Below are 25,744 nucleotides of genomic sequence, written 5' to 3'. Positions count from 1 at the left end.
CTAACCGGCACCTCAGACCGGCCAGAGAAGCCGGTACGAGGCACACAGGCCGAGGAAGAGCAGCGCGGCCAGGGTGAGGCAGGTGTAGTGCAGCCGGCCCGTGAGGTGCCACCAGCGGCGGCGCCAGGCCAGCACCGAGCAGACCAGCATCGCGGCCGTCGTGGCGAGCGCGACCGTGGTCAGTGCCGGCACCAGGGTCAGCAGCGGGGAGTCGCCCAGCATGATCGTCTCGTTCATGGCGTTGCCGTCGGAGATCAGCAGGACGAAGCAGGCGACCGCCGCGGTGACCAGTGCCCCCGTGGTCCAGCCGATGACGCTCGCGGTGCGGGCCCCGGCGGGGCGGCCCTGCGCACGGCGGCGCACCAGGCCGGCGACGGGCAGTGCGAGCACGGTCAGGACCAGCACCGCGAGACAGCCGATCAGCACCCGCTGATGCAGTACGGGCGACTCGTACCAGGGCAGTCGCTGGTACGCCACGGACGGGTCGGAGGCGATGCTCAACCGGCCGTCACGGAAGGCGATCCGGTCCTGGCCGCCCTTCTCCCGGAACAGTCCGGGCCGCACCTGCACCCAGTGCTGCTCGACGACGTCCGGGTCGCTCGACAGCGGACCCTCGGTGGTCAGGGTGGCGTCCTCGCCGGCGGTCACCCGCACCGAGCCGGTGAGCGCGCTCGCCCGGGACAGGTCGGAGGAACTGGTGCGGCTCGCGCGGTAGTCACCGGCGTACTGGTTCACGTCGGCGGTGGACGCCGACCGCTCGGCACCGCCCGTGGCGCGGGCACCGTGGTGGTCGGCGAACAGCTCCGCGACCTGGCGTCCGGCGTGGAAGGCGCGGCCGTCCTCGCCGTCGCCGTTGTAGACCACGTACACCCCGGCCCTGCGCTCCGGAATCAGGGCGAGGTTCCCGTGGAAGCCCGGCAGGTCGCCGTCCTTGACCAGCATGCGCTGCCCGCCGCGGACGCGTTCCTCGAGCAGGTAGCCGAGGCCGGGCAGCCGCTTGTCGTTGCCGAACTGGCGCTTCAGGAGGGCGGCGTCGGAGCCGGGGCGCAGTACGCGGCCGCCGTCGGACAGCAGCGCGTTCAGCAGCCGCCCCATGTCGGTGGCCGTGCTGACGGCGCCCGCACCGGTCGGGGACCAGGCGCCGTACTGGCCGCGTGCGGTGGCCTGTCCGTCGCCGTCCGGACGGTGGCCGCGGGCCAGGCCCGCCTCGATCCTCCGCGGGTGTGGCTGGGCGAAACTGGTGCGGTCCATGCCCAGCGGCCGCAGGATCGCGCGGTCCACGTAATCGGCGAACGGGATCCCCGAGACGGTCTCGACGAGATGGCCGGCGAGCGCCACACCGTAGTTGTCGTAGCTGGCGGTCTCGCCGGGCGGGCGCACCCGGCGAGGCTGGTTCTCGGCGAGGCTCTCGCCCAGCGAAGTCCCGGTCTCCGGGTGCGCGGTGGAGAGACCGACGACGGTGTTGTCGAAGCCGGCCGTGTGCGTCAGGAGATCGCGTACGGTCACGGGGTGGCCCGGATGACTGTCTCTGATCTGGAAGTCCTTCAGATAGCGGTTGACGTCGGAGGAGAGGTCGAGCCGGCCCTTCTCCACCTGCTGCAGCACGGCGACGGCCGTGAACACCTTGGCGTCGGACGCCAGGAAGAAGCCGGTGCGTTCCGGGTCCACCTTGGTGCCCGCATCCGCGTCCGCGAGTCCGTAGCCCTTGGCGTACACCTGCTTGCCGTCCTCGACCACCACCACGGAGGCGCCCGGGATCCGGTAGTCGGCGAGCTGGCGCCGTACGAGCCGGTCGAGCGCGGCGGGCAGGGAACCGGCCGCGCGTGCTGCTTCCGCTTGCTTCTCCCGTTCCGCCGCCCCGGCGGTGCCTGCCGTACCTACCGTGCCGATGGCGGCGAGCAGCGCGAGGAGGAGCGCCTGCAGCGCGGCGGTGAGTCGCTGTCGATTCGTCATGGATACGAGTCAAGGCCGGGCGGGCACCGCGCAGAATGGCCCTTGGTGGTGTCCATGGGGGACCTGGCTACACCCCCGCAGAGGGCACAGAGGTGCCGTGCCCGATGCGGCGTGACCAGGCAGACTCATGCCCCGACGGCTGCGGGACGCCGTCCGACGAGGGGAATGGGACGATGAATCTCGGTACAGGCACGGACCCCGGCACAGGGCCGGGCGCGGACCCGGGCACGGACATGGGCACAGGCATCAGCACGCGCACCGCATTGGGCAACCGCCTGCGCTCCGTGGTCGCCGGTCTGCCCGTGGTGGCCGTCGCCCTTGCGGAGCTCGTCCTGTGCACCTTGTTCCTCACCGGGGTGGCACTGCTCGGCGTCGGCCTCGGCCTGCTGCTCGTCCCGCTGCTCGCCGTGGCTCTGCGCGCCACGGTGAACGTCTCGCGCCGTACGGCCGGCAGATGGTCCGGGACCCGGATCCCCGAGCCGTACCTGCCGGCCCCCGACCACGAACCGGGCCTCAAGGGCCGGTGGCAGCGCACCCATTGGGTGCTCACCGACCCCGCGACCTGGCGCGACCTCGGCTGGGCCCTGGTGAATCCGGTGGTCGGGGCGGTCCTCGCGCTGCTGCCGCTCTCGCTGGTGCTCGGCGGGCTCGGCGGAATGCTGATGCCGGCGATGTACCGGCCCGTCATCGACGCGAACGGCGGTGCGAACTGGTACCTGTTCGTCCGCGTCACCGACCTCACCACCGCCTGGCTCGCCGCCGGCGTCGGCCTGCTCGGGCTGCTCGCGGGCCTCGCGGTCGGACCCTGGACGCTGCGCGCCCACGCCGCGCTCGCCCGCAAGCTGCTCGCCCCCACCCGGACGGCACAGCGGATGCAGCACCTCACCGAGACCCGCAGCGAGGCGGTGCACAGCTCGGCCGCCGAACTGCGCCGCATCGAGCGCGATCTGCACGACGGCGCCCAGGCGCGGCTCGTCGCGCTGGGCATGAACCTCGGCGTCGCCGAGCAGCTCCTCAAGAAGGACCCGGAGGCCGTCGGCGCGATCCTGGCCGACACCCGCAAGGCCTCGGCCACCGCGCTGACCGAGCTGCGCGACCTGATCCGCGGCATCCACCCGCCGGTGCTCGCCGACCGCGGTCTGGCGGACGCGGTCCGCGCCCTCGCCCTCGACAGCCCGCTCGAGGTCACGGTCAACGCCGAACTGCCGGGCCGGCCCGAGGCGCCGGTCGAGTCCGCGGTCTACTTCGCCGTGTCGGAGACCCTCACCAATGCCGCCAAGCACGCTGCCCCGGACACCGTGATCGTCGATCTCTGGTATGCGGAGGGCGCGTTGCGCGGCCGGGTCACCGACGACGGGCGGGGTGGCGCGGACGCGAGTCGCGGCAGCGGGATCCGGGGTGTCCAGCGCCGGCTGGCCGGGTTCGACGGTCTGCTCTCCGTCGACAGTCCGGACGGCGGGCCGACCATCGTGACGATGGAGGTGCCGTGCGAGTTGTCCTAGCCGAAGACCTGTTCCTGCTGCGGGACGGCCTGGTGCGGCTCCTGGAGTCGTACGACTTCGAGGTGGTCGCGGCGGTGGACAACGGCCCCTCGCTGCTGCAGGCCCTCGTCGAGCACCGTCCGGACGTCGCGGTGGTCGACGTACGGCTGCCGCCGACCTTCACCGACGAGGGGCTGCAGGCCGCCCTGGAGGCGCGGCGCCAGGTGCCGGGGTTGCCGGTGCTGGTGCTTTCGCAGTACGTCGAGCAGCTCTACGCGCGGGAGTTGCTGGCCGACGGGAGTGGCGGGATCGGGTATCTGCTCAAGGACCGGGTGTTCGATCCCGATCAGTTCGTGGACGCGGTGCGGAGAGTCGCCGGGGGCGGGACGGCGATGGATCCCGATGTCGTCGCGCGGCTGTTCGCGAAGGATGTGCATCAGCACGGGGCGATGGGGAGGCTCACGCCGCGGGAGAGGGAAGTGCTGGCGCTGATGGCCGAGGGGCGGTCGAATGCGGCGATCGCGCAGCGGCTGGTGGTCACGGAGCGGGCGGTGATCAAGCACACGTCGAACTTGTTCGCGAAGCTGGGGTTGTCGCCGTCCGACGACGACAATCGGCGGGTGTTGGCGGTTCTTGCGTACCTCCGCTGAGCGCGACGCTCGCCTATGTGACAAGCCCGTCCGGCGTTTGAGGACGTCTTTTGGGCCGCAGCCCTGCTGGCTATTCCAGCCCGTCCGGCGTTTGAGGACATCTCTTGGCCGCGGGCCTGCTGACGCGCGCGTCAAAAGATGTCCTCAAACGCCGGACGGGCTGAAGAGTGCCCTCGCGGGCTGAAGAATGCCTGGACGGGCTCAAGCACCCGGAGGGCGACGTGGACGCATTCCACGGGGGACTCGGCGAGGCCGGCGTGGGGCAGGGGAAGACGTAGGGCCCTGTGGGGCCTCGGGCACCGGCCCACCCACATGGTGCTCGACGAGCACCCCGTGCAGGACGAGGCGGGTCAGGCTGAGGGCGATCAGGGCCTCCGCCCAGTAGAAGGCCGCGTAGTCCAGGATGCAGCCGTTGGGCGGGCTGCCCGGGGCCGCGTTGCGCAGGCCGACCAGGGCGAACAGGCTCGCCGCCATCCAGCCGAGCGCGCCCCAGACCAGACCGCGCCGCTGCCGTACCACCAGCCAGCAGGCGACCACCACGGCCAGCGCCACCGCCCACATCGCCACGATCATGAACCAGGCGAGGATGAAGGTGCTGCGCGAGCGCCGCACCGAGCTCTCCACCGCGGCGACCTGCTGGGTGTACGTCGTCTCGTCGGGGTCGACGGCGAAGGCCGGGTCGAGGTCGCGCAGGTGCAGGGTCACCGGCACCTGTTCGCGGCCGACCATGGCCGCGACCGCCAGGTCCGTGCGGTAGCGGTCGAACGGGTAGTCCGAGGCCGTGCCCTCGCTCAGCGGCAGCGTGATGCTCTTGCGCCAGGCGGCCGTGTCGGCGCGGATGACGAGCTCTTCGTGGTCGGGGGAGTCGGTGGCCACGGTGATGTCCTTGGCGGGGACGCCGTTGGAGTCGCCGTACCGGCCGCGGGCGGCCAGCGTCAGGTCCAGGGTGACCGTCCGTGAGTCCGGGTCGGTGCGCTGTACGTCGGCGGAGAGCTCGACCCGGTCGCGTACGCCGGAGCCCGCGCCCACCGTGACCGGCTGCTGCCGGGTGTCGCGCTCGTTCAGATACAGCACGATCCCGCCGGCGCACACCGCGAGCAGCAGCAGAAGCCCCACGGCCCCGCGCGACCAGGCGGCGCGATTGACGGGGACGGGTGAGCCGCGGCCGGGACGCAAGGGCATGCCAGGATCCTCGGCCACCGGGCCCACCCCCGCCACGCCCGCTGCTCCGCTTGCGGTAACGGCGGCCCGTCCCGCCCGGCCGCCTCCCGTGTCAGTCGAGCGCGGTGGCCGCCCCGCTCACCCGCACCCGGGGGTCGCCCGCCCGCAGGGTGACGGTGAGGCGGCCGGGACGGCCGAGGTCCTCGCCCTGGTGGAGGGTCAGCTCCGACTCCTCGGCGGTGTGCCCGAGTTCGCGCAGATACGCGCCGAAGGCGGCCGCGGCCGCGCCCGTCGCGGGGTCCTCGACGACGCCGCCGATCGGGAACGGGTCGCGTACGTGGAAGACGGACTGCGAGGCGCGCCAGACGAGCTGCAGGGTGGTGAGGCCGAGCCGCTGCATCAGGGCTTCGAGGCGGGCGAAGTCGTAGTCCAGATCAGCCAGCCGCTGCCGGGTGGCGGCGGCCAGCACCAAGTGGGAGGCGCCGGCGTAGGCGATCCGCGGTTCGAGGGCCGGGTCGAGATCGTCCGGGGCCCAGTCGAGCGCCGCCAGTGCCTCGGCGAGGTCGTCGGGCGCGACGTCCCGCACCGAGGGCTCCACGCTGGTCAGGGTGGCGCGCAGCTCCCCGTCCACCTCGGCGACGGTGACCGGGACGGGCCCGGCCTGGGTGGCGAACAGGAAGTCGCCGGGCCCGGATCCGTGCTCGGCCAGGGCGACGGCCGTGGCGACCGTGGCGTGCCCGCAGAAGGAGACCTCCGCCTTGGGGCTGAAGAACCGCAGGGTGTACGAGCGGCCGGGCTCGCCCCCGAGCTCCGCGGGCGGCGGGGTGAGGAACGCGCTCTCGCTGTAACCGAGTTCGGCCGCGATGGCGAGCATCCGGCCGTCGTCGAGCCGGGCGGCGTCGAGCACCACGCCCGCGCCGTTGCCCCCGGCCGGATCGGAGCTGAAGGCGGTGTAGCGCAGCACCTCCGCGTCGGCGGGCGCAGGGGAGGGGGCGGGCTGCTGAGCGGCCGCGTGGCCGGCGGAGGAGGCATTCATGCTGCCGAGAACCGCCCGGAGGCCCGAACGATTCCCGTTCGGCCGGGTCCGGTCGAACGCCGGCCCGGGGCGGGTCCGGAGCTCCGCACGCGGCAGCGCCTTCGAGCCACGGCCCGCCCCCGGGCCGCTCGCTTCAGCCCCGACCGATGAACGGCATGTTCGTGGCGAGGACGGTGGCGAACTGGACGTTGGCCTCGAGCGGCAGGTCCGCCATGTGCCGCACGGTGCGCGCGACATCGGCGACGTCCATCGTCGGTTCCACGGCGGTCTCGCCGTTCGCCTGCAGGATGCCGGTCTGCATCCGCTCGGTCATGGCGGTCGCGGCGTTGCCGATGTCGATCTGGCTGCAGGCGATGCGGTACGGGCGGCCGTCCAGCGAGAGGGACTTGGTGAGGCCCGTCATGGCGTGCTTGGTGGCCGTGTAGGGCGCGGAGTTCGGGCGGGGCGCGTGTGCGGAGATCGAACCGTTGTTGATGATCCGCCCGCCCGGCGGCGACTGCTGCCTGAACTGCCGGAAGGCCGCCTGGGCGCACAGGAACGCGCCGTTCAGGTTGGTGTCCACGACATGCCGCCAGGCGTCGTACGGGAGCTCGTCGAAGGGCACGCCGCCGGGGCCGAACGTCCCCGCGTTGTTGAACAGCAGGTCGATCCGCCCGAACCGCTCCCGCGCGGCCGCGAACAGCGCCTGCACGGAGTCGGGGTCGGTCACATCGGTGGGCGCGGCCAGTGATCTGTCCGCCGCGTCCCGGTCCGCGGCCCGCACCGTCTCCTCCAGGCGCTCCGCCCGGCGTCCCGCGAGCGCCACCGACCAGCCGTGTCCGAGCAGTTCGACGGCGACGGCCCGGCCGATCCCGGAGCCCGCTCCGGTGACCACGGCTACTGGTGTACGTACGTCGTTCATGGCCCGGCAGCGTACGGGACGGCCGGGCACACAGCGATCATCTGTCCGCCATCCGGGTGTTGTGTACGCGTCAGGCTCGCGCCTTTCCCCGCCACTGCAATGCAGCTGACAACAGCCGTCAGGGGAGGGGCAGATGACCACCGCAGCACCGGGCACCCGGCACAGCGACGAAGAACTGCGCGCGGCCGCACGACACTTGGGTCGCCGCCGATTCCTCACCGTCACCGGCGCGGCCGCAGCGCTCGCCTTCGCCACCAACCTTCCGGGCACCGCGCAGGCGGCCGAGCTCGACGCCGGCCGCATCGCCGACGACCCGTTCACCCTCGGTGTCGCATCCGGCGACCCCGCGCCGGACTCCGCGCTCCTGTGGACCAGGCTCGCACCGAAGCCCTTCGAGCCGGACGGCGGACTGCCCGCCGCCCGCGTCACCGTGGAGTGGGAGGTCGCCCGCGACGAGCGCTTCCGGCGGATCGTACGGCGCGGACGCGCCACCGCACACCCCGAGTTCGGCCACTCCGTGCACGTCGACGCGCGGGGCCTCGACCCGGACCGGGTGTACCACTACCGCTTCCGCACCGGCAGTTGGGTCAGCCCGGTGGGCCGCACCCGCACCGCGCCCGCCACCGGCGCCCGCCCCGGCGAGCTGCGTCTCGCGGCGGTCTCCTGCCAGGCGTACCACGACGGGTACTTCACCGCGTACAAGCACCTCGCCGACGAGGACCTCGACGTCGTCTTCCACCTCGGCGACTACCTCTACGAGTACGCCGTGGACGCGGTCGGCGGCGCCCGCCAGTACACCGACCGCACGCTGCCCGCGCACTTCGACCGCGAGACCATGACGCTCGACGACTACCGGATGCGCTACGGCCTCTACAAGAGCGACCCGGATCTGCGGGCCGCGCACGCCGCCCACCCCTTCGTCGTCACCTGGGACGACCACGAGACCGAGAACAACTACGCCGACGACATCCCCGAGAACGACGTACCGCCCGAGGAGTTCCTGCTGCGCCGGGCCGCCGCCTACCGCGCGTACTGGGAGAACCAGCCGCTGCGCCTCCCGCAGCGGCCCCAAGGCCCCGACATGCAGCTCTACCGGCGGCTCCGGTTCGGCCGGCTCGCCCAGTTCGACGTGCTCGACACTCGGCAGTACCGCTCCGACCAGGCCTACGGCGACACGGCGCACGTACCGGGCCCCGAGTCCCAGGACCCGGCGCGGACCATCACGGGCGCCACCCAGGAACGCTGGCTGATCGACGGCTGGCGCACCTCCCGCGCACTGTGGAACGTGGTGCCCCAGCAGGTCGTGCTCTCCGAGCGGCGGCTCGACCTGAACGCCGAGGCGAAGGTCAGCATGGACGCCTGGGACGGCTACTCGGCCTCCCGCGAGCGCGTCCTGGCCGGCGCCCGCTCGGCCGGCGTCGAGAACCTCATGGTGCTCACCGGAGACGTGCACGTCGGCTACGCCTTCGACATCAAGGAGGACTTCGCCGACCAGGACTCCCGCACCCTCGGCACCGAGATCGTCGCCACGTCCATCGCCAGCGGCAAGGACGGCGCCGAGCGGCCCGACACCTGGGAGACCTATATGAAGGCCAACCCGCACCTGAAGTTCTACGACGGGCGGCGCGGCTATGTGGCGGTGACGCTCGGTACCGAGCAGGCGCGGGCCGACTTCCGTACGGTCCCGGCGGTGACCACCCCCGGAGCGCCGATCAGCACCGCGGCCTCCTTCGTGACCGAGGCCGGCGATCCGGGCCTGAAGCCGGCCTGAGGGACGGCCGGTCCCTCACTCCCCGGGATAGCGGACGCCGATGCGGTCACGCACCGCGTCGAGCGTCCGCATCACCGCGAGCGTGCCGTCCAGCGGGACCAGCGACGACTCGCTCCGGCCCGCCCTGAGGCAGCGCATCACCTCGGCCGCCTCGTGCCGCAGGGTGTCCCGCGGCCCCTGCGCCTCGAAGACCTCCGGATCCCGGCCCGGGCGGTGCAGCACGAAACGGCCCGGGCTGAAGAAGCCGTCCGGCAGATCGATCCGCCCCCGCGTACCGGTCACCGAACCGCCGACACCGGTCGCCCCGGTCAGCGAGCAGTGCAGCACCGCCTGCGCGCCGCCGCCGAAGGAGAACAGCATCCCCGTCTGCAGATCGACGCCCTCGTCGGAGAGCACCGCACGCGCCGTGACCTCCGCCGGTTCCCCGAGGAAGAGCTGCGCGAACGACACCGGATACACCCCGAGATCGAGCAGCGCACCGCCGCCCTGCGCGGGATCGCGCAGCCGGTGCGAGGGCGGGAACGGCCCGGCAAGCCCGAAGTCCGCCTGCACGGTGCGCACTTCACCGATCGCGCCGTCCGCGACCAGGGCCAGCGCCTGCCGGATCAGCGGGTTGCAGTACATCCACATGGCCTCCATCAGGAAGACGCCGCGCTCCCGGGCGAGCGCGACCAGCTCGCCCGCCTCCCGCGCGTTCACCGTGAAGGCCTTCTCGCACAGCACCGGCCGGCCCGCCTCCAGACAGAGCCCCGCCGCCTCGCGGTGCGCCGAGTGCGGGGTGGCGACGTACACCACATCCACGCCGTCGTCCGCGGCGAGCGACGCCCAGTCGCCGTACGCCCGCCCGATGCCGAAGCGGTCCGCGAAGGCCTTCGCGGACGCCTCGCTGCGGGAGGCGACCGCGACCACCTCGGCGTCCGACGGCATGTCGAGCAGGTCGGAGGTGAACCGCGCGGCCATCGACCCGGTCGCCAGAATCCCCCACCGCACGCGCTCCACCGCCGCACCGTGCTCCGCACCGCGTCCCGTCATCCCGATCCCCGCCCGTCCCGATAAATGGTCTCGACCACAACCCGCAAGCTGAGAGCATAGGGAGCGACGTGACGATCCGGGAGGGGAAGCAGCAGTGGCGGCGGTAGGCAGAGGTTCCACCGGGAGCACGCCGGAGCAGGCACACACACCATCCCTTCCCGAGCCACCTCTCGCAGAGCCACCCCTCGAAGCGGCTGTCGCGGGCACCAGGCGCCCCTCGGTCCCCGGCCGCACCACCGGACTCCTGGTCACCCTGGTACTCGGCGGGCTCACCGCCGTACCGCCGCTGTCCATGGACATGTACCTGGCCGCCCTGCCCCAGGTCGGCGACGCGCTCTCGGCGCCCGCCGCGACCGTCCAGCTCACCCTCACCGCCTGCCTCGCCGGCATGGCGCTCGGCCAGCTCGTGGTCGGACCGATGAGCGACAAATGGGGCCGGCGGCGGCCGCTGCTCGTCGGCCTGCTGATCTACATAGCCGCGACCGCGATCTGCGCCTTCGCCCCCACCGTCGAACTCCTCATCGCCTTCCGCCTGTTGCAGGGCCTCGCGGGCGCGGCCGGCATCGTGATCGCCCGCGCCGTGGTCCGCGACCTGTACGACGGCGTGGCGATGGCCCGGTTCTTCTCCACCCTGATGCTGATCTCCGGCGTGGCTCCCATCGTGGCGCCCGTGATCGGCGGACAGGTCCTGCGCATCACCGACTGGCGGGGCATCTTCGTCGTCCTCACCGCGATCGGGGTGCTGCTCACCTTCATGGTCTGGCGCCGGCTCCCGGAGACCCTGCCGCCCGAGCGGCGGCACAGCGGCGGCGTCGGCCAGGCCCTGCGCACCATGCGCGGACTCCTCGCCGACCGGGCCTTCACCGGCTATCTGCTCGCGGGCGGCTTCGCCTTCGCGACGCTCTTCTCGTACGTCTCCGCCTCGCCGTTCGTCGTCCAGGAGATCTACGGCGCATCGCCCCAGATGTTCAGCATCCTCTTCGGCGTCAACTCGATCGGCCTGATCACCGTCGGACAGATCAACGGCCGGCTCCTGATCGGCCGGGTCAGCCTCGACAAGGCGCTCGGCGCGGGCCTCGCCGTCACCACGCTCGCCGCCGTCTCGCTGCTCCTGATGACCGGCGGAGTCTTCGGCGAGGTCGGTCTGTTCCCGGTGGCCACCGGCCTGTTCGTGCTGATGTCCTCGATGGGCCTCGCCATGCCGAACACCAACGCGCTGGCCCTGATGCGCACCCCGCACGCCGCGGGCTCCGCCTCCGCGCTGCTCGGCACCTCCCAGTTCCTGATCGGCGCCATCGCCTCGCCCCTGGTGGGCGTCGCCGGTGAGCACACCGCCGTACCGATGGCCGTCGTCCAGCTGTCCTGCGCCCTGGTCGCCGTCGGCTGTTTCGTGGGACTGTGCCGTCCCTGGCAGGCACCGCGCACGGAGGGAGCGGAGCACTGAGCCAAGGACGGCTGCGCCCCGGCCCCCCGGAGCGGGCCGGGCTCGACCCCGAGGAACTGCGGCTGCTCGTCCGCGAGGTGCGTGCCCTGACCGAGGGCTGGTGCGCGGGCGCGGTCGTCGTCGCGGGACGCGGCCCGCTGCTCGCCGTGCACGAGGCGGCCGGCTGGGCGGTGCGGTACGCGGACGGCGGGCGGGAGCTGCCCGTGGAGCGCCGGGTGCCGATGGCGCTCGGCACGCCCTTCGACCTCGCCTCCCTGACCAAGCTCTTCACCTCGGTCGCGGTCGTCCAGCAGATCGAGCGCGGCACCCTCGGCATCGACACCCTGGTCGGCGCGTATCTGCCCGAGTTCACGGCGGCCGCAGAGCACGGCATCACCGTGCGCCAGCTGCTCACCCACACCTCGGGCCTGCGCCCCGAACTCCCGCTGTACGAGCTGCCGGACGACACCGCGCGGTTCGCCGCACTGCGCCGCGAGGAGCCGATCGCCGAGCCGGGCGGCAGGTATCTCTACTCGGATCTCAACATGCTGCTCGCCCAGCACCTGGTCGAGCGGATCACCGGCCGCCGCCTGGACGTCCTGATCCGCGAGGGCATCACCCGGCCGCTCGGCATGACCCAGACCGGCTTCGGACCCTGCCCGTTCGCCGCGGCCACCGAGGACCAGCGCCGGCCGCTCGCCAAACTCGACCGGGGCATGGTCCGCGGCCGCGTGCACGACGAGAACGCCCATGCGCTCGGCGGCGTCGCCGGGCACGCCGGTCTGTTCTCCACCGGCCATGATCTGGCGGTGTTCTGCCGGGCCCTGCTCGGCGGCGGCGCGTACGGTCAGGCGCGCATCCTCGGGCCGGACTTCGTCGATCTGATGCTGCGCGATCCGGGACTCGGCTTCCGGATCGACCAGCCGTGGTTCATGGGCGAGCTGGCGGGCCGTGGTGCGGCCGGCCACACCGGATTCACCGGGACGAGCCTGGTGCTCGACCGGGCCACCGACACCTTCCTGGTCCTGCTCGCCACCACGGTGCACCCGCGCCGCCGGCCCCCGGACAGCGCGCCCCGCGCGGCCGCCGCGACGCGACTGAGCCGCTCGGTGCGCTGACCGGCCGGTGGCGCTCAGCGCGCCCGGCGATACCCGAGCAGATGGGGTACGTCCTTGCCGTCGGTGTACTGGAAGAGGCCGATGCCCGCGAGATCGAAGGCGGGCAGCCGCAGACTGGCGGAGAGCGCCTGCGGTTCACCCGTCGACAGGCGCACCTCGACCGGACTGCCGCCGCCCTTCAGGGCGTCCTGCGGACTGCGGGCCCCGGTCGCCCCGTACGCCAGGCCCTCGTCGGTGACCGTGGTCAGGGCGAGTGGCTTGGCGCCGTCCTCCTCCTCGAAGCACTGACCGCTCTTGTCCTCCAGGTCGAAGGCGAGGTTCCCGGCGACGAGATAGCGGCCCCCGGCCGACATCGTGGCGTCCGGGTAGCGGCCCGGCACGATCGCGGGCTTGCGGCACTCGACCGTGGCGACCGTCTTGCCGTTCTCCGCGTCGTGCACCGCCCACACGTCCTGCTTGCCCGCGCCCTTGGTGCCGCGCTTCTTGTCCCATTTGGCCAGGACGTAGTCGCCGACCGTGGTGGTGACGGTGCCGGAGCCCGCGTCGGTCCCCTTCGGCGCCGTCTTGCGCGCGTGCCAGCCGCCCCGTACCCAGAACTCCCCGGCGCCGCTGACCAGGACGCCGTGCTCGGTGTATCCGACGACCTCGGTGAGGCGCTTGCAGTTCTTGCAGCCCTTCGGGTACTTCAGGTCCTTCGACTCGACGTTCGACACCCGGCCGGTCACCGGGTCGACGACGGCGGCGCGGGTGGTGCCCTTGCCGATCAGAATGCCGGGGCCCGCGCCGGACACCGAGGGGGACACCGGCCACGGCAGCTCGATGCGCTGCCGGGAGCCGTCCCGTGCGTCATAGACATCGAGGGAGATCAGCCGGTCGGCCTCGGTCAGCGGGTCCTCGGCGAGCTTGCCGTACGACCAGGTGACGAAGTACTCGCGGTCGTCCTTGGTGAGGGAGAGCAGATGCGGGAACTCGCCGGGCTTGTCGCTCAGCGGACGCCAGGCGTCGCTGCGCCAGCGCGGCTTGCCGGTGGCCGCGTCCACCGTCCTGATCCGGAACCGCGTCTCGTCCGCACGCTCCAGGAAGGCGATCCGGCCGAGCGAACCGGCCAGCGCGTACTCGGAGGTGAGGCCGGTGATCTCCCAGCCCTTGGAGGTGTCGTACGCGGCCGGCACATCGAGCTTGGTCGCCGGGCCCTGGCTCTTCTTGTCCGGTTTCTTGGCCTTGTCGTCCTTCTTGTCGTCGTCCTTGCCGCCACCACAGGTCGCGAGCAGAAGCAGCAGTGCGAGAACGACGACACCCGCGACGAGTGCCGTTCGCACGATCTTCTGTCCCACTGATCCCCCCGTGCGCGAAAGTCCGGCGTGCCGGCGGCCGTGGCGGCCGCGGACGATCGTCAGCGTAGCAACGCCCCGTGCGCCCGCAGCAGTTCCCCGGTGTCACCGTTCGGCACCAGGTGGGTCGGCCTCCGGTGACCACGCGGTGACCGACGGGAAACGCTTCCGCTTTCGGTCCTGGCCTCCTGCGCCCGCCAGTACGCTTTCCCGGTGAACGCCCCGCTGACCCCGGCGGACGCCCTGCGCGCCGCCCTCTCCGAACTGCTCGACGGACTCCCGCCGAGCCAGGCGGCCCGCGCCGTCGACCGGCTGATCGCCAACTACCGGGGCCGCACCCCGACCGACGCCCCGGTGCTCCGCGACCGCTCCGACGTCGCCGCGTACGCCGCGTACCGGATGCCCGCGACCTTCGAGGCCGTACGGTCCGCCCTGGCCGCCCTCGCCGCGGCGCTGCCGGCCGACTGGTCGCCGGCGAGCCACACGGACATCGGCGGCGGCACCGGCGCGGCCACCTGGGCGGTCGGCGCGACCTGGCCCGAGCCGCGGCCCGTCACGGTCCTCGACTGGGCGGAGCCGGCCCTGGACCTGGGCAGGGAACTCGCCGCCGGCCTGGGCGTCCTGGACGGCGCGAGCTGGCAGCGCGCCCGTATCGGTGAAGCGCTCGAGGTCGAGCGCACCGCCCTCGTCACGATCTCCTATGTGCTCGGCGAACTGGCCGACGACGACCGGCGCAGTGTCGTGGAGAGTGCCGCGCAAGCCGCCACCGATGCGGTCGTCGTCGTGGAACCGGGTACTCCGGACGGCTACGCCCGCATCATCGAGGCCCGCGACCAGCTGCTCGCCGCGGGCCTGCGCATCGCCGCCCCCTGCCCGCACAGCGCGGCCTGCCCGATCGAGCCGGGCACCGACTGGTGCCACTTCTCGGCCCGGGTCAGCCGCTCCTCGCTGCACCGCCGGGTCAAGGGCGGCTCCCTGCCGTACGAGGACGAGAAGTTCAGCTACGTGGCGGCGGTACGCCCCGACGCGGTGCCCGCGCCGTCCCGGATCACCCGCAAGCCGCAGATCCGCAAGGGCCAGGTGCTGCTCGACCTGTGCACCGCTGAGGACGGACTGCGCCGCGAGACGGTCACCAAACGGCACGGTCCGCTGTACAAGGCGGCGCGCGACGCGGAGTGGGGCGACCCCTGGCCGCCCCACGACTGACCGGCCGCACACCCGGCAGTCTCAGGTCCGCAGCTCCTGGGTGCAGCACTTCACGCTGCCGCCGCCCTTGAGCAGTTCGCCCAGATCCATCCCGACCGGCTCGAACCCGCGCTCCCGCAGCGGCCCGAAGAGACCGGTCGCACTCTGCGGGAGCAGTACGTGCCGGCCGTCGGAGACCGCGTTCAGGCCGAACGCGGTCGCGTCCGCCTCGGTGGCGATCAGTGCGTCGGGAAAGAGCCGCCGCAGCACCTCGCGGCTGCCGGGGGAGAAGGCGCCCGGGTAGTACATGACCTCGTCACGGGCGTCGTCGAGCACCGCGAGCGCGGTGTCCAGGTGGTAGTAGCGGGGATCGACCAGATCGAGGCCGAGCACCGGCCGGCCGAAGAACTCCTGGGCCTCCCCGTGCGACAGCGGGCTGGCGCGGAAGCCGCGGCCGGCCAGGATCCACGAGGCGGTGACGGCGAAGTCGCCCTCGCCCTCGTTGATGTGGTCCGGCTCGGCGATCCGCCCGAAGCCCCGGGCGCGGAACCAGTCGAGATGCTCGGCGGCCTCGGCGGAGCGCTCCGGGTGGGCGAAGCGGGCGCCGAGCACCCGGCCGCCGATCACCGTGGCGCCGTTCGCCGCGAAGACCATGTCCGGGAGACCGGGGCGCGGGGTGAGCTCCTCGACGGTGTGTCCGAGCGCCCGGTAGCGGTCCCTGAGGTCCTCCCACTGGGCGACGGCGAGCGGTACGTCGACGGGCTTGGCCGGATCCATCCAGGGGTTGATGGAGTACGTGACGCGGAAGTGCGCGGGTGGGCACATCAGATAGCGCCGGGGTGTGGCGCTGCGGTCCGGCCGCGGAGGTGGGGCGGCCGTGGCGTGACGAGGCAAAGAGGGCTCCTCACGGTTGTCGGGTCCTGTGGTGCCCATGGTCCGCCCTGGCGCGCTGCGGCGCCCGGTGGCGAACGGGTTGTTTTCCGGCCGATCTGCCGCCGTTCGCGGGAAGTTGACCGATGCTCGTGCCCTGGTCCAGGACGGGATGCAAGACGATACGTCTCGCCTCATTCCGCTGCTACATTCGGACCATGGCCACCCGGACGACCACCCCCGACGCCTCGCGCCGCAGCGAACGCTCGCGCCGCGCGATCTACGAAGCGGCCCTCTCCCTGATCGGCGAGGTCGGCTACCGCCGTACGACCATCGAGGCCATCGCCGCCCGCGCCGGTGTGGGCAAGCAGACGATCTACCGCTGGTGGTCCTCCAAGGCCGAGGTGCTGCTCGAGGCGTTCCTGGACGTGGGGGAGCAGGCGAACGAGGCGGCCGCCGCCCCGCCGGGCGTCGAGCGCTTCGACGGACTGCCCAACAGCGGCGACCTGGAGGCCGACCTCAAGTTCGTCCTGCGCGCCACGGTCGACGAGCTCCTCGACCCGAAGTACGACCTGCCGGCCCGGGCCCTCGCGGCGGAGGGCGTGGTGGACCGCGAGCTCGGACGCCAGGTGGTCGAGCGCCTCCTCGAACCCTCCCTGCAGCTCTACGTCCAGCGCCTCGAGGCCGCCCAGGAGGCGGGCGAGCTGCGCGCCGACCTCGATCCGCGCATCGCGCTCGAACTCTTCGTCTCGCCGCTGGCCCAGCGCTGGCTGCAGAGCTCGGGCCCGCTCAGCCACGCGTACGCCGACTCCCTGGTCGAGTACGCCCTGTACGGACTCGCTCCGCGCTGACCCTCGGGTGGCGTGTCAGCCGCGGGCCGGCTCGCGCACCGGGGTGCGCCACATCAGGCCGGGCGTATTCGTGATCACGCCGTTGCAGCCGAGGCGCAGCACCCGGTCCCGCTGTCGGGGCGTGTTCACGGTGTGCGCCCAGATCCGCGGGATGCCCGATCGGACGGCCCGTACGAGATCGCCGTTGCGGGCCTTGTGGTCCACGTCGAGCACGTCCACGAAACGGCGCCACTTCTTCGGCTCGTCGTGCCGCATCTGCTTCGCCGACCGCCACAGCTGGGCGATCAGGCCGAGCTCGTGAGCCCGCTCGGTGACCGCGGGCCGGTTGGAGTTGACCAGGACCGAGCGGACCAGGCCGCGTCCGCGCAGCATCCTCGCGAGCGTCTCCAGACTGTCCGGGTCCTTCGCCTCGAGCATCAGGACGACCCGTCCCCCGAAGCGGTCGAGGACCTCGGCGATCGTCGGCGGCCGCTCCGGCCGCCAGGACCCCTTCAGTTCCGGGTCGGGCCTGAGCCGTACCTTGCGCCAGTCCGCGGCGGTCAGGTCACGGACCCGCCCCTTGCTCGTGGTCGTACGGTCGAGGGTCGCGTCGTGCATCGCGACCAGCGTGCCGTCGCGCAGTATCCGGGTGTCCACGTCGAGCACCTGCGCGGTGCCCCGCTCCAGGGCGGCGACCAGGCCGGACATGCTGTTCTCCGGCACTTCGAGGGCGCCGCCGCGATGCGCCGTGTAGACGACCGGACGCAGCGCGTCCACGGTGTGCGGGCCGCTGCCCCACTCCAGCGGGGTCAGCGTGCCGCCCTGTGCCGCGAGCGCGAAGGCGAGAAGCAGCGCGGGCGTCGAGGTGGTCACCATGGCGAACAAGGTAGGGGGACGAATCGGAACTTTTCCGACATCGACACCCGGTGCTGTGCATCACGCCAGGTGCCCCGACCGGGGACTGCCGCCACCCGGGGCTCAGGATGGTGGCACCATGGACGGCACGACACCGAGGTGAGGGGTTAGATGGGCGCAGGGTTCGGCCGCAACGGCGGCGGGCAGAGCAGGATCTCCCAGTGGCTCCGTGCCCGGCGTCCGGGACCCACCGCTGTCGAGGACGACCGCGAGGCGCTCCTGGTCGCGGCGGCGGACGCCGGACTGCCACTCGCACCGGCCGCGCATCCCGCCGGCTACCGATGTTCGTGCGAACGCATCGGCTGTCCCACCCCGGCCCGGCACCCGCTCTCCTTCGCCTGGCAGACCCAGTCCACCACCGACCGCTCCCAGCTCGAGCGCTGGGCGCGCAACCAGCCGGACGCCAACTTCATCACCGCGACCGGCATGGTCCACGACGTACTGGACGTCCCGCTCGAGGCGGGCCGCAGCGCCCTTCAGGAGCTGCTCGCCGCCGGCATCGAGGTCGGCCCCGTCGCCGACTCGGGCGGCGAGCGCATGCTCTTCTTCACCGCGACCCGGGGCACTCCCGAGGACGAGGACGAGTGGTGGCCCTGCGAGCTCGACTGCCACCCCGAGACCATGGACGAGCATCCGGGCCTGCGCTGGCACTGCCGTGGCTCGTACGTACTGGTGCCGCCCGCGCGACTGCCCGGTGAGCTCGGCGTCTCCTGGATCCGCGGTCTCGAGCACCCGCTGCCCGATCCGCTCACCCTGCTCGAGCCGCTGACCGACGCCTGCGCCCGGTACATCGACGCGCACCAGAGCCCCGAGGACGAGACCGCGGCCTGGCCGTCCCGCCGCTGAGCGTCCTGCGGAGCCCGGGGCCCGGTGGGCTACTCGCCCTTGGGCGGCTACTCGCCCTTCGCCCCCGTCAGCCCCTGGATCCGGCTGAGCACCTCGACCGCACTGTCCGACGCGCCCTTCGCAGGCACCTGCGCCGCCTGGTTGGACACCCGCTCCAGGGTGACCGAGGTCTTCGCCTCACCGGTGAGCAGGGCCTTCACCTCGGGGTCCAGCTTGAGCGTCATGCCGCGTGCGGCGGTCTGCCGCTCGAAGTGCCGGCTCGCGTAGAACATCAGCGCCCCGCCGTCCTTCGTACGCAGCCCGACGGGAGCGAAGTCGCCGCCCGTCGCGGGCTGGTCGATGTACTGGGTGGCGAGCCCCGGGCGTTTGGCGTTCTTCTTGCGGATGTCCCGCCAGCCCGTGGTGTGGCTGCCCGGGGCGAAGGACTCGCCGCCCTTGTCCAGGAAGTCGGTGTAGCCCCGGCTGATCCGGTCGGGGCGGATCGCCAGCTTCGGGTCGTCCGCGGGCACCGGCTCCGCCCAGCCGTCCGCGTCCGTCTTGAACTCGGGCACCTCGTCCGGCGAGAGCAGCGTCAAGTACGAGGCCTCCCACAGCTGTTCGGCGCCGCCGCGGGTGAAGACCAGGACCCAGCGGGTGTCCCGGCGCGGATCGTCGTCCCGGTCCCGGTTGCTGTCGGTGTCGGCGACGAACCAGCGGGGCCAGCCCGCCTGTTTGGGGATCACGAACTTGGCGTCGGTCAGTTCGAGGGGTGAGTGGTTGGGATTGCCGTCCGGGTTGTTCGCCTGCTTCGCCTTCAGGCCCGACTGGTTGATGGCGCTCAGCGGTCCGGCGACCCGGGCCGCGTCCAGCGACGGGTCGAAGGATTTGTCCGCCTTGTTGTAGGCGGCGGTGAAGTCCTTGAGTGCGCGGGCCGCTTCGGCCTTCGTCGCCGACGGGACGATCTCCCGCTCCCCGTGCACCGTCACGCACCCGCCGGCGGTCAGGGCCAGCACCGTCACCGATGCCACCGCCGCCACCGCCCGACTCACCCTGCTCATGGCTCGCCTTCTAGTCCTGGGGCCTCTGACGGACGGAACCCTACCGGGCACGGCCGCGGGCCGTGTCGCGAAGGTCCCCGGCACGATCCCGGCGCGGGCGCCCGCGCCGGGATCGCCGTTCAGGCGGGCCGCTTGGGGAAGACCAGGACCGCACCGGTGCGCGGATGCGGCAGCACCTCCACCGGCTGCCGGTAGACCCGGCTGAGGAGTTGCTCATCGAACACCTCGGCCGGGGGCCCCTCCGCGGCCACCGCGCCGTCGTGCAGCACCGTCACCCGGTCCGCGTACGCGGCGGCAAGTCCGAGGTCGTGCAGGACGACCACGACGGCGTCCCCCGCGGCGGCCCGCTCCCGGCAGACCCGGAGCACCAGCTCCTGGTGGCGCAGGTCGAGGGCCGCGGTCGGCTCGTCGAGCAGGATCAGCGGGGTTCGCTGGGCGAGCACCCGGGCGAGCGAGACCCGGGCCCGCTCGCCGCCGGACAGCGCGGAGAAGGGGCGTGAGGTGAATGCCGCTGTCTCGGTGGCCTCCAGGGCGGCGGCCACCGCGGCGTCGTCCTCGTCCTCGAGCGGCGTACCGGCCCACGGGGCGCGGCCCATCCGCACCACGTCCTCGACCGGGAACGGGAAGGACAGCTGCGCCGACTGCGGCAACACGGCCCGGTGCAGGGCGAGTTCGGCGGCCGGCCAGTCGTCCGCCGGGCGGCCCCTGAGCCGTACCGTCCCGGTGTCCGCCGCCAGATCCGCGGCGAGCGCGGCGAGCAGCGTGGACTTGCCCGCGCCGTTCGGGCCGACCAGGGCGAGCACCTCGCCGGCCCGTGCGGCGACACGCACCCCGGACAGTACGTCCCGGCCGCCGAGCCGTATCCCCAAGTCCTCGGTCTCCGCGAGGACTTCACCGGGCTCGACGGGAGCGGGCAGCACTCGGCCGCGGGACGGGAACAGGGACTTGATCACGCCCAGCCTCCTTGCTTGCGGCGGGTCCTGCGCAGCAGGAAGAAGAAGAACGGGCTGCCCACCAGGGCGGTCAGCACACCGAGCGGCAGCTCCGCGGGCGCCGCCACCGTACGCGCCGTCAGATCCGCCACCACCAGGACCAGCGCCCCGCCGATCGCGCTGCCCGGCACCAGGAAGCGGTGCCCGGGACCGGCCGCCATCCGCAGCAGATGCGGCACGAGCAGACCGACGAAGGACACGATCCCGGCGACCGCCACGGCCGCCGCGGTGAGCAGCGCGACGACCAGGATCAGCACGACCCGCAGCCGCTCGACGTCCACACCCAGGTGCCGCGCGGGCCGTTCACCGAGCGCCAGCAGGTCCAGGCGGCGAGAGTGGAAGGGTGCGATCAGCAGGCCGGCGAGCGCGCACGGCAGCACCGCGAGCACCTTCGGCCAGGTCGCCTGGGACAGCGAGCCGAGCTGCCAGAAGGTGATCTGGGTGACCTGGGCGTTGTCCGCGACGAACAGGAACAGGCCGATCAGGGCGCCCGCGAAGGCGTTCAGGGCGATACCGGTCAGGATCAGCGTGACGACCTCGGTACGGCCGCCGGACCGGGCGAGCGAGTACACCACGAGCACGGTGATCAGACCCGCGACGAAAGCGCAGAACGTCACCGTCCAGTTGCCGAAGAAGTTCAGGCCGAGCGCGATGGCGGCGACCGCGCCGACCGCCGCGCCCGAGGAGATCCCGATCACGCCCGGCTCGGCCAGCGGATTGCCGAACACGCCCTGCATCAGGGCGCCCGCACAGCCGAGCGAGGCCCCGACCAGTACGGCCAGGGTGACCCGGGGCAGCCGTACGTTCCACAGCACGCTCTCGCCGACCCGGCCGAGCGACTCGCCGCCGAGCCCGATCCGGTGCTGCACGGAGGCCAGCACGTCCCCGAGCGGAATCCCGTACGAGCCGATCCCGGCGGAGAGCAGACAGCCGAGCACGAGCGCCGCGACGAGCAGCACGGTGAGGACGTACGGAGTGCCGCGCCGCCGGGCGCCGCGCGGCCGTGGCGGCTCCTTCTCCGAACCGGCCCCGGTCGGTGGCGATTTGACCGTGCTGTCCGCCGCGGTGGACGTGGACGACGGGGACAACGTCACTTCGCCCCCCCCGCCGTACAGCTGCTCCACGAGCGAGGCGAGCACCTGGTCGGTGCGCGGCCCGTAGTTGAGCAGGACGCCGTCGTCGATGGAGACCACCCGCTTCTCCATACCGGCCGGGGTCTGGGCGACCCCCGGGATCTCGACCAGGCCGTCCACGCCGTCGACCGACTCGAGTCCCTTGCTCATCACCAGGATCGCGTCCGGCGCCGCCTTGGCGAGCGCCTCGCTGGTGATCGCGGTGAAGTCCTTCTTCAGTCCGGACTCCTTGCCCGCGTCGACCGCACCGGCCGCCTCCAGGAGCGAACTCGCCCCGGACTCCCGGCCGCCCAGCAGATACACGGAGGCCGAGCCGCGCAGATACAGGAAGGCGACCCGGGGCCGCTCCGCGTGCTCGGGGATGTCCTTCTGCACGTCGGCGATGCGCTTCTCGGTGCGCTCGGTGAGCTCCTCGCCGGCCGCGTCCACCCCCAGGGCCTCGGCGACCCTGCTGATCCGGGTGCTCACATCGTCCAGGGACTTGGCCGGTTCGACGACGACCAGCGGGATGCCCGCGTCGCGTATCTGCTGGATCGCCTCGACGGGGCCCGTGCTGGTGTCCGCGAGGACGACGGTGGGCCGCAGCGAGAGCACGCCCTCGGCGGACACGTCGTGCGCCCGGGTCACCAGCGGAAGCTTCTTCGCCTGCTCGAAGGTGGCGGTGATGTCGCGGGCCACCACGTCCTTGCCGAGCCCGAGGGTGTACACGATCTCGCTGAGGCTGCCGGTCAGCGGGACGATCCGGTCGGTGGACTTCACCGTGACCCGCTTGCCGTCGGCCGACTTCACGGTCACGGGCAGCTTCGGCTTCGGGGTCTTCGCCAGCGGCTCCACCCGGTCCGCAGGTGCCGCGGTCTTCTTCTGCTGCGCGGACCCGGGCGACGAATCGCCTCCCGCGGAGCCGCCGCACCCGGCGAGGGCGAGGCAGAGGGCGGCGATCAGGGCGATCAGCCCTCGGGTGCCGGCCCGGCGTGAGGAGCGCAGCGCAGCCACTCGATTCCACCGTCCTGTGTGTGCTGTTGAAGGTGTGCCGTCGAAGTCTGGGGCGCCGGTGGTGCGTTCGACCGTCCGTCGCTTCCCGTGGGTGGAGGGGTTCCGCCCGACCGGACCTTAGCTTAGGTTAGCCTTACCTGCGTGACCAGGCCTGAAGGAGGCAACGATGGTGTCCGTCAGAGCCGTGCGCGTGAGCGTCGCGGCAGTGTTCGCGGTCCTCACGGCCGCTCTGCTCCCGGCGCCGGCGGCCCATGCCGCGGACCGTACGGTGCAGGGCGGGCGACTCGACTGGGGCATCAAATCGTCCTTCCAGAGCTATGTCACCGGGCCCATAGCCAAGGGGAGTTGGATGCTGACGGGCGGCGCGGCCACCGCCGGCGGCAGCCAGTTCCGCTTCCACTCCGCCAAGGGCTCGTACGACCCCGGGAGTGGCGCCTTCAGCGCGGGCTACACCGGCGGTGTGCACTTCGTCGGGCACAAGAAGGGCGGCGGATATGAGCTGGATCTCACCGTGAGCCGCCCCACTGTCCGTATCTCCGGTGGCTCGGGCACGCTGTACGCCGACATGGTCAGCAAGGAGAAGGGCACCGGCAAGGTGACCAACACCGCCCAGGTACCGCTCGCCTCGCTCAATCTCTCCGGTGTGAACATGAAGGGCGGTTCGGGCCCGATCGCCCTCACGAACATCCCCGCCACGCTCACCTCCCAGGGCGCCGAGGCGTTCGCCGGCTACTACACCGCGGGCACCGCACTCGACCCGGTCAGCCTCACCGCCGACCTCGCGGCGGACGCCTCCGAGAAGCCCGCGGCGGGCGACAAGGGCAGGACCGGCCAGGACAAGGACAAGGACAAGAAGGACAAGAAGCCCGCCACCAAGGACAAGGCCGGCCGGATCGAGGACGCCGCGGTCGACTGGGGCGTGCGCCGCACCTTCCGCGAGTACGTCTCCGGCTCCATCGCCAAGGGCGAGTGGAAGCTCGCCGCCGGCGCGCAGGACGGCGGCGCGATCTTCCGCTTCCCCGAGGGCAAGGGGACGTACGACGCCGAAGAGGGCGCCCTGGACGCGAAGTTCGCCGGATCCGTCCGCTTCACCGGCAAGCACGGGCTCGACCTCGGGCTCGACAAGGTGGCCGCCCGGGTGAAGGACGGCAAGGGCACGCTCTACGCGGACGTGGACAGCAAGGACTTCGAGAAGAAGCAGGCCCCGCTCGTCACCTTCGCCGCCAAGGACCTCAAGGCGAAGGACGGCCTGATCGCCCTCACCGAAGTACCCGCGAAGCTCACCGCCGACGGCGCGAAGGCCTTCGGCGGCATGTACAAGGCGGGCACCGCCATGGACCCGGTGTCCCTCGCCGTCGCGCTCGACGCCGACGCGAAGCTGCCCGTCCTGCCCGACCTCGGCTCCTCCGCCACGCCCACCGCGAAGGCGAAGAAGGCCGACCCCAAGACCGAGAACGCCGCCGCCTCCTCGGAGTCCGACTCGTTCCCGACGGTGCCCGTCGCCGTCGGAGCGGCCGTACTCCTCGCGGCAGCGGCCGCCCTGTTCGTCGTACGAGGACGCCGTACCCGCACCGCGGACGGCACCGAATCCGACGCGACACCCGGCTCCTCATAGCCGGCGGACACCGGAAGCCCCACGCTCCGGATCCCCCCACGCACAGCACCATCCACCTGTCGTGAACCGCCACCCGGCGGCCACCCACCAAGGAGACCCAACCCATGGCAGCCCTCCGCCGCCCTTCCGCTCTCGCCGCAGCCGCGGCGACGGTCGTGGCCATCGGCGCCACCGCGCTCACCCTGCCCGCGATCGCCGCCGACGGCGCCGCCCCGAAGGCCGCACCGATCGAACTCGAGGACGGCACCCTCGACTGGGGCCTGAAGGAGTCGTTCCGTAAGTACGTCACCGGGATCGCGGGCGGCGAGATAACCGCGACCGACGGTGCCGAACAGGCCGCGGACAACGGCATCTTCACCTTCTCCGACGGCACCGGCACCTACGACACCGGCACCCACGCCGTCGAGACGGCCTTCAAGGGCAAGGTCTCCTTCGTCTCCAAGCTGCACGGCTTCGACATCGGCATCACCGACGTCAAGGTCTCCACCGAGGGCACCGGCGGCGCCATCGAGGCCGACGTCACCCTCAACGGCGAGACCCAGAACGACATCGCGCTCGCCGAGCTCGACCTCACCGACGTCAAGCCCGGCCAGGGCGAGGGCGGCGCGATGACCTTCGAGGACATCCCGGCCACCCTCACCGCGGACGGCGCCAAGGCCTTCAACGGCATGTACGAGGAGGGCACCGAGCTCGACCCCGCCACCCTCACCGTCACGGCCGGCGACCCGTCCGGCGAGCCGGGCCCCGACCCGACGGACGACCCGGGCGACCCGACCGGTGATCCCACGGACGGCCCCACCACGGACCCGACCGGCGACCCCACCTCGGACCCCACCGGCAAGCCCACCACCGAGCCCACCGGTGACGCCTCCGACGCCCCCGCGGGCGACGCCGTCGACGGCACCCTCACCTGGGGCCTCAAGGAGTCCTTCCGCAAGTACATCTCCACCGGCGGCGAGGTGAAGACCGCGGGCGGCGCCAAGAAGGCCGGCGACGACGGCTACACCTTCCCGTACGAAGAGGCCGAGGTGGACGCGGAGGCCAAGACCGTCGACGCCTCCTTCGGCGGCAGCGTGCAGTTCCTGTACAAGGCGCACGGCATCGACATGAAGTTCGGTGACATCCGGGTGGAGGCGCAGGGCGCCAAGGGCACCGTCGTCCTCGACGTCACCACCCCCGAAGGCACCAACGACGACGTCGAGTTCGCCACCCTCGACCTGTCCAAGGCCTCATACGCGGTCAAGGACGACGTGCTGCATCTGAAGAAGGTCCCGGCGGCCTTCACCGCGGACGGCGCCGAGCAGTTCGCCAACGAGACCACCGGGTCCATGTACAAGGAGGGCGACCCGATCGACCCGGTCGACGTGGCGCTCGCCCTGTCCGAGGACGCCGAGCTGCCGGGCGGCGGCTCCGGCGGCTCCGGCGGCGGCTCGGGCTCCGGCGGCGCCGGCACCACGGGCGGAGCGGGCAC

At 72.4% G+C, this 25,744-nt stretch carries 21 protein-coding genes and 1 pseudogene; 10 read left to right on the top strand and 12 right to left on the bottom strand.

Features of this window, described 5'->3' with window-relative positions; translation table 11 throughout:
* Positions 1–12: 12 nt before the first annotated feature.
* Positions 13–1,953, bottom strand: a complete 1,941-nt coding sequence (locus DY218_RS13320; protein ID WP_128556204.1) for a serine hydrolase domain-containing protein — start codon at positions 1,951–1,953, stop codon at positions 13–15.
* Positions 1,954–2,126: 173 nt separating this feature from the next.
* On the opposite strand from DY218_RS13320, the gene DY218_RS13315 reads away from it, so the two are divergent.
* Positions 2,127–3,455 (top strand): sensor histidine kinase, encoded by a 1,329-nt coding sequence (locus DY218_RS13315; RefSeq protein ID WP_233521574.1) that lies wholly within the window; start codon positions 2,127–2,129, stop codon positions 3,453–3,455.
* Entirely contained in the window at positions 3,440–4,084 is a 645-nt protein-coding gene (locus DY218_RS13310) for a response regulator transcription factor (protein ID WP_128556203.1), read from the top strand. The genes DY218_RS13315 and DY218_RS13310 overlap by 16 nt, the downstream gene beginning before the upstream one ends.
* A 201-nt stretch (positions 4,085–4,285) precedes the next feature.
* Here the strand turns inward: DY218_RS13310 and DY218_RS13305 are convergent, their stop codons facing one another.
* The 3 genes from DY218_RS13305 to DY218_RS13295 all read right to left on the bottom strand — a co-directional run bounded on the left by DY218_RS13305 (position 4,286) and on the right by DY218_RS13295 (position 7,182).
* Positions 4,286–5,266, bottom strand: coding sequence for a DUF4436 family protein (locus DY218_RS13305; RefSeq protein WP_128556202.1), 981 nt, complete (start codon positions 5,264–5,266; stop codon positions 4,286–4,288).
* Positions 5,267–5,357: 91 nt separating this feature from the next.
* The gene (locus DY218_RS13300) at positions 5,358–6,281 is read right to left on the bottom strand and encodes a PhzF family phenazine biosynthesis protein (RefSeq protein ID WP_128556201.1); all 924 of its coding nucleotides are present in this window, start codon (positions 6,279–6,281) and stop codon (positions 5,358–5,360) included.
* A gap of 133 nt (positions 6,282–6,414) precedes the next feature.
* The gene (locus tag DY218_RS13295) at positions 6,415–7,182 is read right to left on the bottom strand and encodes an SDR family oxidoreductase (protein ID WP_128556200.1); all 768 of its coding nucleotides are present in this window, start codon (positions 7,180–7,182) and stop codon (positions 6,415–6,417) included.
* A gap of 133 nt (positions 7,183–7,315) precedes the next feature.
* Between DY218_RS13295 and DY218_RS13290 the strand changes: the two genes are divergently transcribed.
* The gene (locus DY218_RS13290; RefSeq protein ID WP_128556199.1) at positions 7,316–8,953 is read left to right on the top strand and encodes an alkaline phosphatase D family protein; all 1,638 of its coding nucleotides are present in this window, start codon (positions 7,316–7,318) and stop codon (positions 8,951–8,953) included.
* Between the two features lie 15 nt (positions 8,954–8,968).
* Here DY218_RS13290 and DY218_RS13285 read toward each other — a convergent pair whose 3' ends face one another.
* Complete coding sequence (locus DY218_RS13285) at positions 8,969–9,985, bottom strand: Gfo/Idh/MocA family protein (protein ID WP_128556198.1); 1,017 nt, start codon at positions 9,983–9,985, stop codon at positions 8,969–8,971.
* Between the two features lie 244 nt (positions 9,986–10,229).
* Here DY218_RS13285 and DY218_RS13280 point away from each other — a divergent pair, with 244 nt between their 5' ends.
* Both DY218_RS13280 and DY218_RS13275 read left to right on the top strand, forming a co-directional pair.
* Positions 10,230–11,429 (top strand): multidrug effflux MFS transporter, encoded by a 1,200-nt coding sequence (locus DY218_RS13280; protein WP_233521582.1) that lies wholly within the window; start codon positions 10,230–10,232, stop codon positions 11,427–11,429.
* Complete coding sequence (locus tag DY218_RS13275; protein ID WP_128556196.1) at positions 11,384–12,526, top strand: serine hydrolase domain-containing protein; 1,143 nt, start codon at positions 11,384–11,386, stop codon at positions 12,524–12,526. Before DY218_RS13280 ends, DY218_RS13275 begins: the two co-directional genes overlap by 46 nt.
* Before the next feature lie 14 nt (positions 12,527–12,540).
* Here the strand turns inward: DY218_RS13275 and DY218_RS13270 are convergent, their stop codons facing one another.
* Positions 12,541–13,860, bottom strand: a complete 1,320-nt coding sequence (locus DY218_RS13270; RefSeq protein WP_128556195.1) for a hypothetical protein — start codon at positions 13,858–13,860, stop codon at positions 12,541–12,543.
* Between the two features lie 210 nt (positions 13,861–14,070).
* Between DY218_RS13270 and DY218_RS13265 the strand changes: the two genes are divergently transcribed.
* Positions 14,071–15,063, top strand: coding sequence for a small ribosomal subunit Rsm22 family protein (locus DY218_RS13265; protein ID WP_128556194.1), 993 nt, complete (start codon positions 14,071–14,073; stop codon positions 15,061–15,063).
* A 21-nt stretch (positions 15,064–15,084) separates the two neighbouring features.
* Here DY218_RS13265 and ddaH read toward each other — a convergent pair whose 3' ends face one another.
* Complete coding sequence (gene ddaH / locus DY218_RS13260; RefSeq protein WP_407703613.1) at positions 15,085–15,936, bottom strand: dimethylargininase; 852 nt, start codon at positions 15,934–15,936, stop codon at positions 15,085–15,087.
* Between the two features lie 194 nt (positions 15,937–16,130).
* Here ddaH and DY218_RS13255 point away from each other — a divergent pair, with 194 nt between their 5' ends.
* Entirely contained in the window at positions 16,131–16,763 is a 633-nt protein-coding gene (locus tag DY218_RS13255; RefSeq protein WP_128556193.1) for a TetR/AcrR family transcriptional regulator, read from the top strand.
* A gap of 15 nt (positions 16,764–16,778) precedes the next feature.
* Here the strand turns inward: DY218_RS13255 and DY218_RS13250 are convergent, their stop codons facing one another.
* Positions 16,779–17,618: a glycerophosphodiester phosphodiesterase gene (locus tag DY218_RS13250; RefSeq protein ID WP_128556192.1), complete on the bottom strand. Its 840-nt coding sequence runs from the start codon at positions 17,616–17,618 to the stop codon at positions 16,779–16,781.
* Positions 17,619–17,768: 150 nt separating this feature from the next.
* Here DY218_RS13250 and DY218_RS13245 point away from each other — a divergent pair, with 150 nt between their 5' ends.
* Positions 17,769–18,503 (top strand): bifunctional DNA primase/polymerase, encoded by a 735-nt coding sequence (locus DY218_RS13245; RefSeq protein ID WP_128556191.1) that lies wholly within the window; start codon positions 17,769–17,771, stop codon positions 18,501–18,503.
* 47 nt (positions 18,504–18,550) lie between these two features.
* On the opposite strand, the gene DY218_RS13240 is transcribed toward DY218_RS13245, so the two are convergent.
* From DY218_RS13240 to DY218_RS13225, 4 genes and pseudogenes are all read right to left on the bottom strand, one after another.
* Positions 18,551–19,540: a hypothetical protein gene (locus DY218_RS13240; protein ID WP_128556190.1), complete on the bottom strand. Its 990-nt coding sequence runs from the start codon at positions 19,538–19,540 to the stop codon at positions 18,551–18,553.
* A 119-nt stretch (positions 19,541–19,659) separates the two neighbouring features.
* Positions 19,660–20,499, bottom strand: coding sequence for a heme ABC transporter ATP-binding protein (locus tag DY218_RS13235; RefSeq protein ID WP_128556189.1), 840 nt, complete (start codon positions 20,497–20,499; stop codon positions 19,660–19,662).
* Positions 20,490–21,620 (bottom strand): FecCD family ABC transporter permease, encoded by a 1,131-nt coding sequence (locus DY218_RS13230; protein WP_128556303.1) that lies wholly within the window; start codon positions 21,618–21,620, stop codon positions 20,490–20,492. The genes DY218_RS13235 and DY218_RS13230 overlap by 10 nt, the downstream gene beginning before the upstream one ends.
* A 6-nt stretch (positions 21,621–21,626) precedes the next feature.
* Positions 21,627–22,649: pseudogene (locus DY218_RS13225) on the bottom strand (heme/hemin ABC transporter substrate-binding protein); the annotation flags it as partial.
* A 175-nt stretch (positions 22,650–22,824) separates the two neighbouring features.
* Between DY218_RS13225 and DY218_RS13220 the strand changes: the two are divergent.
* Both DY218_RS13220 and DY218_RS13215 read left to right on the top strand, forming a co-directional pair.
* Positions 22,825–24,273: an HtaA domain-containing protein gene (locus tag DY218_RS13220; RefSeq protein WP_128556188.1), complete on the top strand. Its 1,449-nt coding sequence runs from the start codon at positions 22,825–22,827 to the stop codon at positions 24,271–24,273.
* Between the two features lie 104 nt (positions 24,274–24,377).
* Positions 24,378–25,744, top strand: a 1,367-nt coding sequence (locus DY218_RS13215; RefSeq protein ID WP_128556187.1) for an HtaA domain-containing protein, incomplete at its 3' end; no start/stop codon positions are given.

Origin of the sequence: Streptomyces triticagri (assembly GCF_003429565.1) — a bacterium.
Classification (GTDB): Bacteria; Actinomycetota; Actinomycetes; order Streptomycetales; family Streptomycetaceae; genus Streptomyces; species Streptomyces triticagri.
The sequence above is the reverse complement of the archived record's forward strand: the minus strand, read 5'-3'. Positions and strand labels throughout refer to the sequence as shown.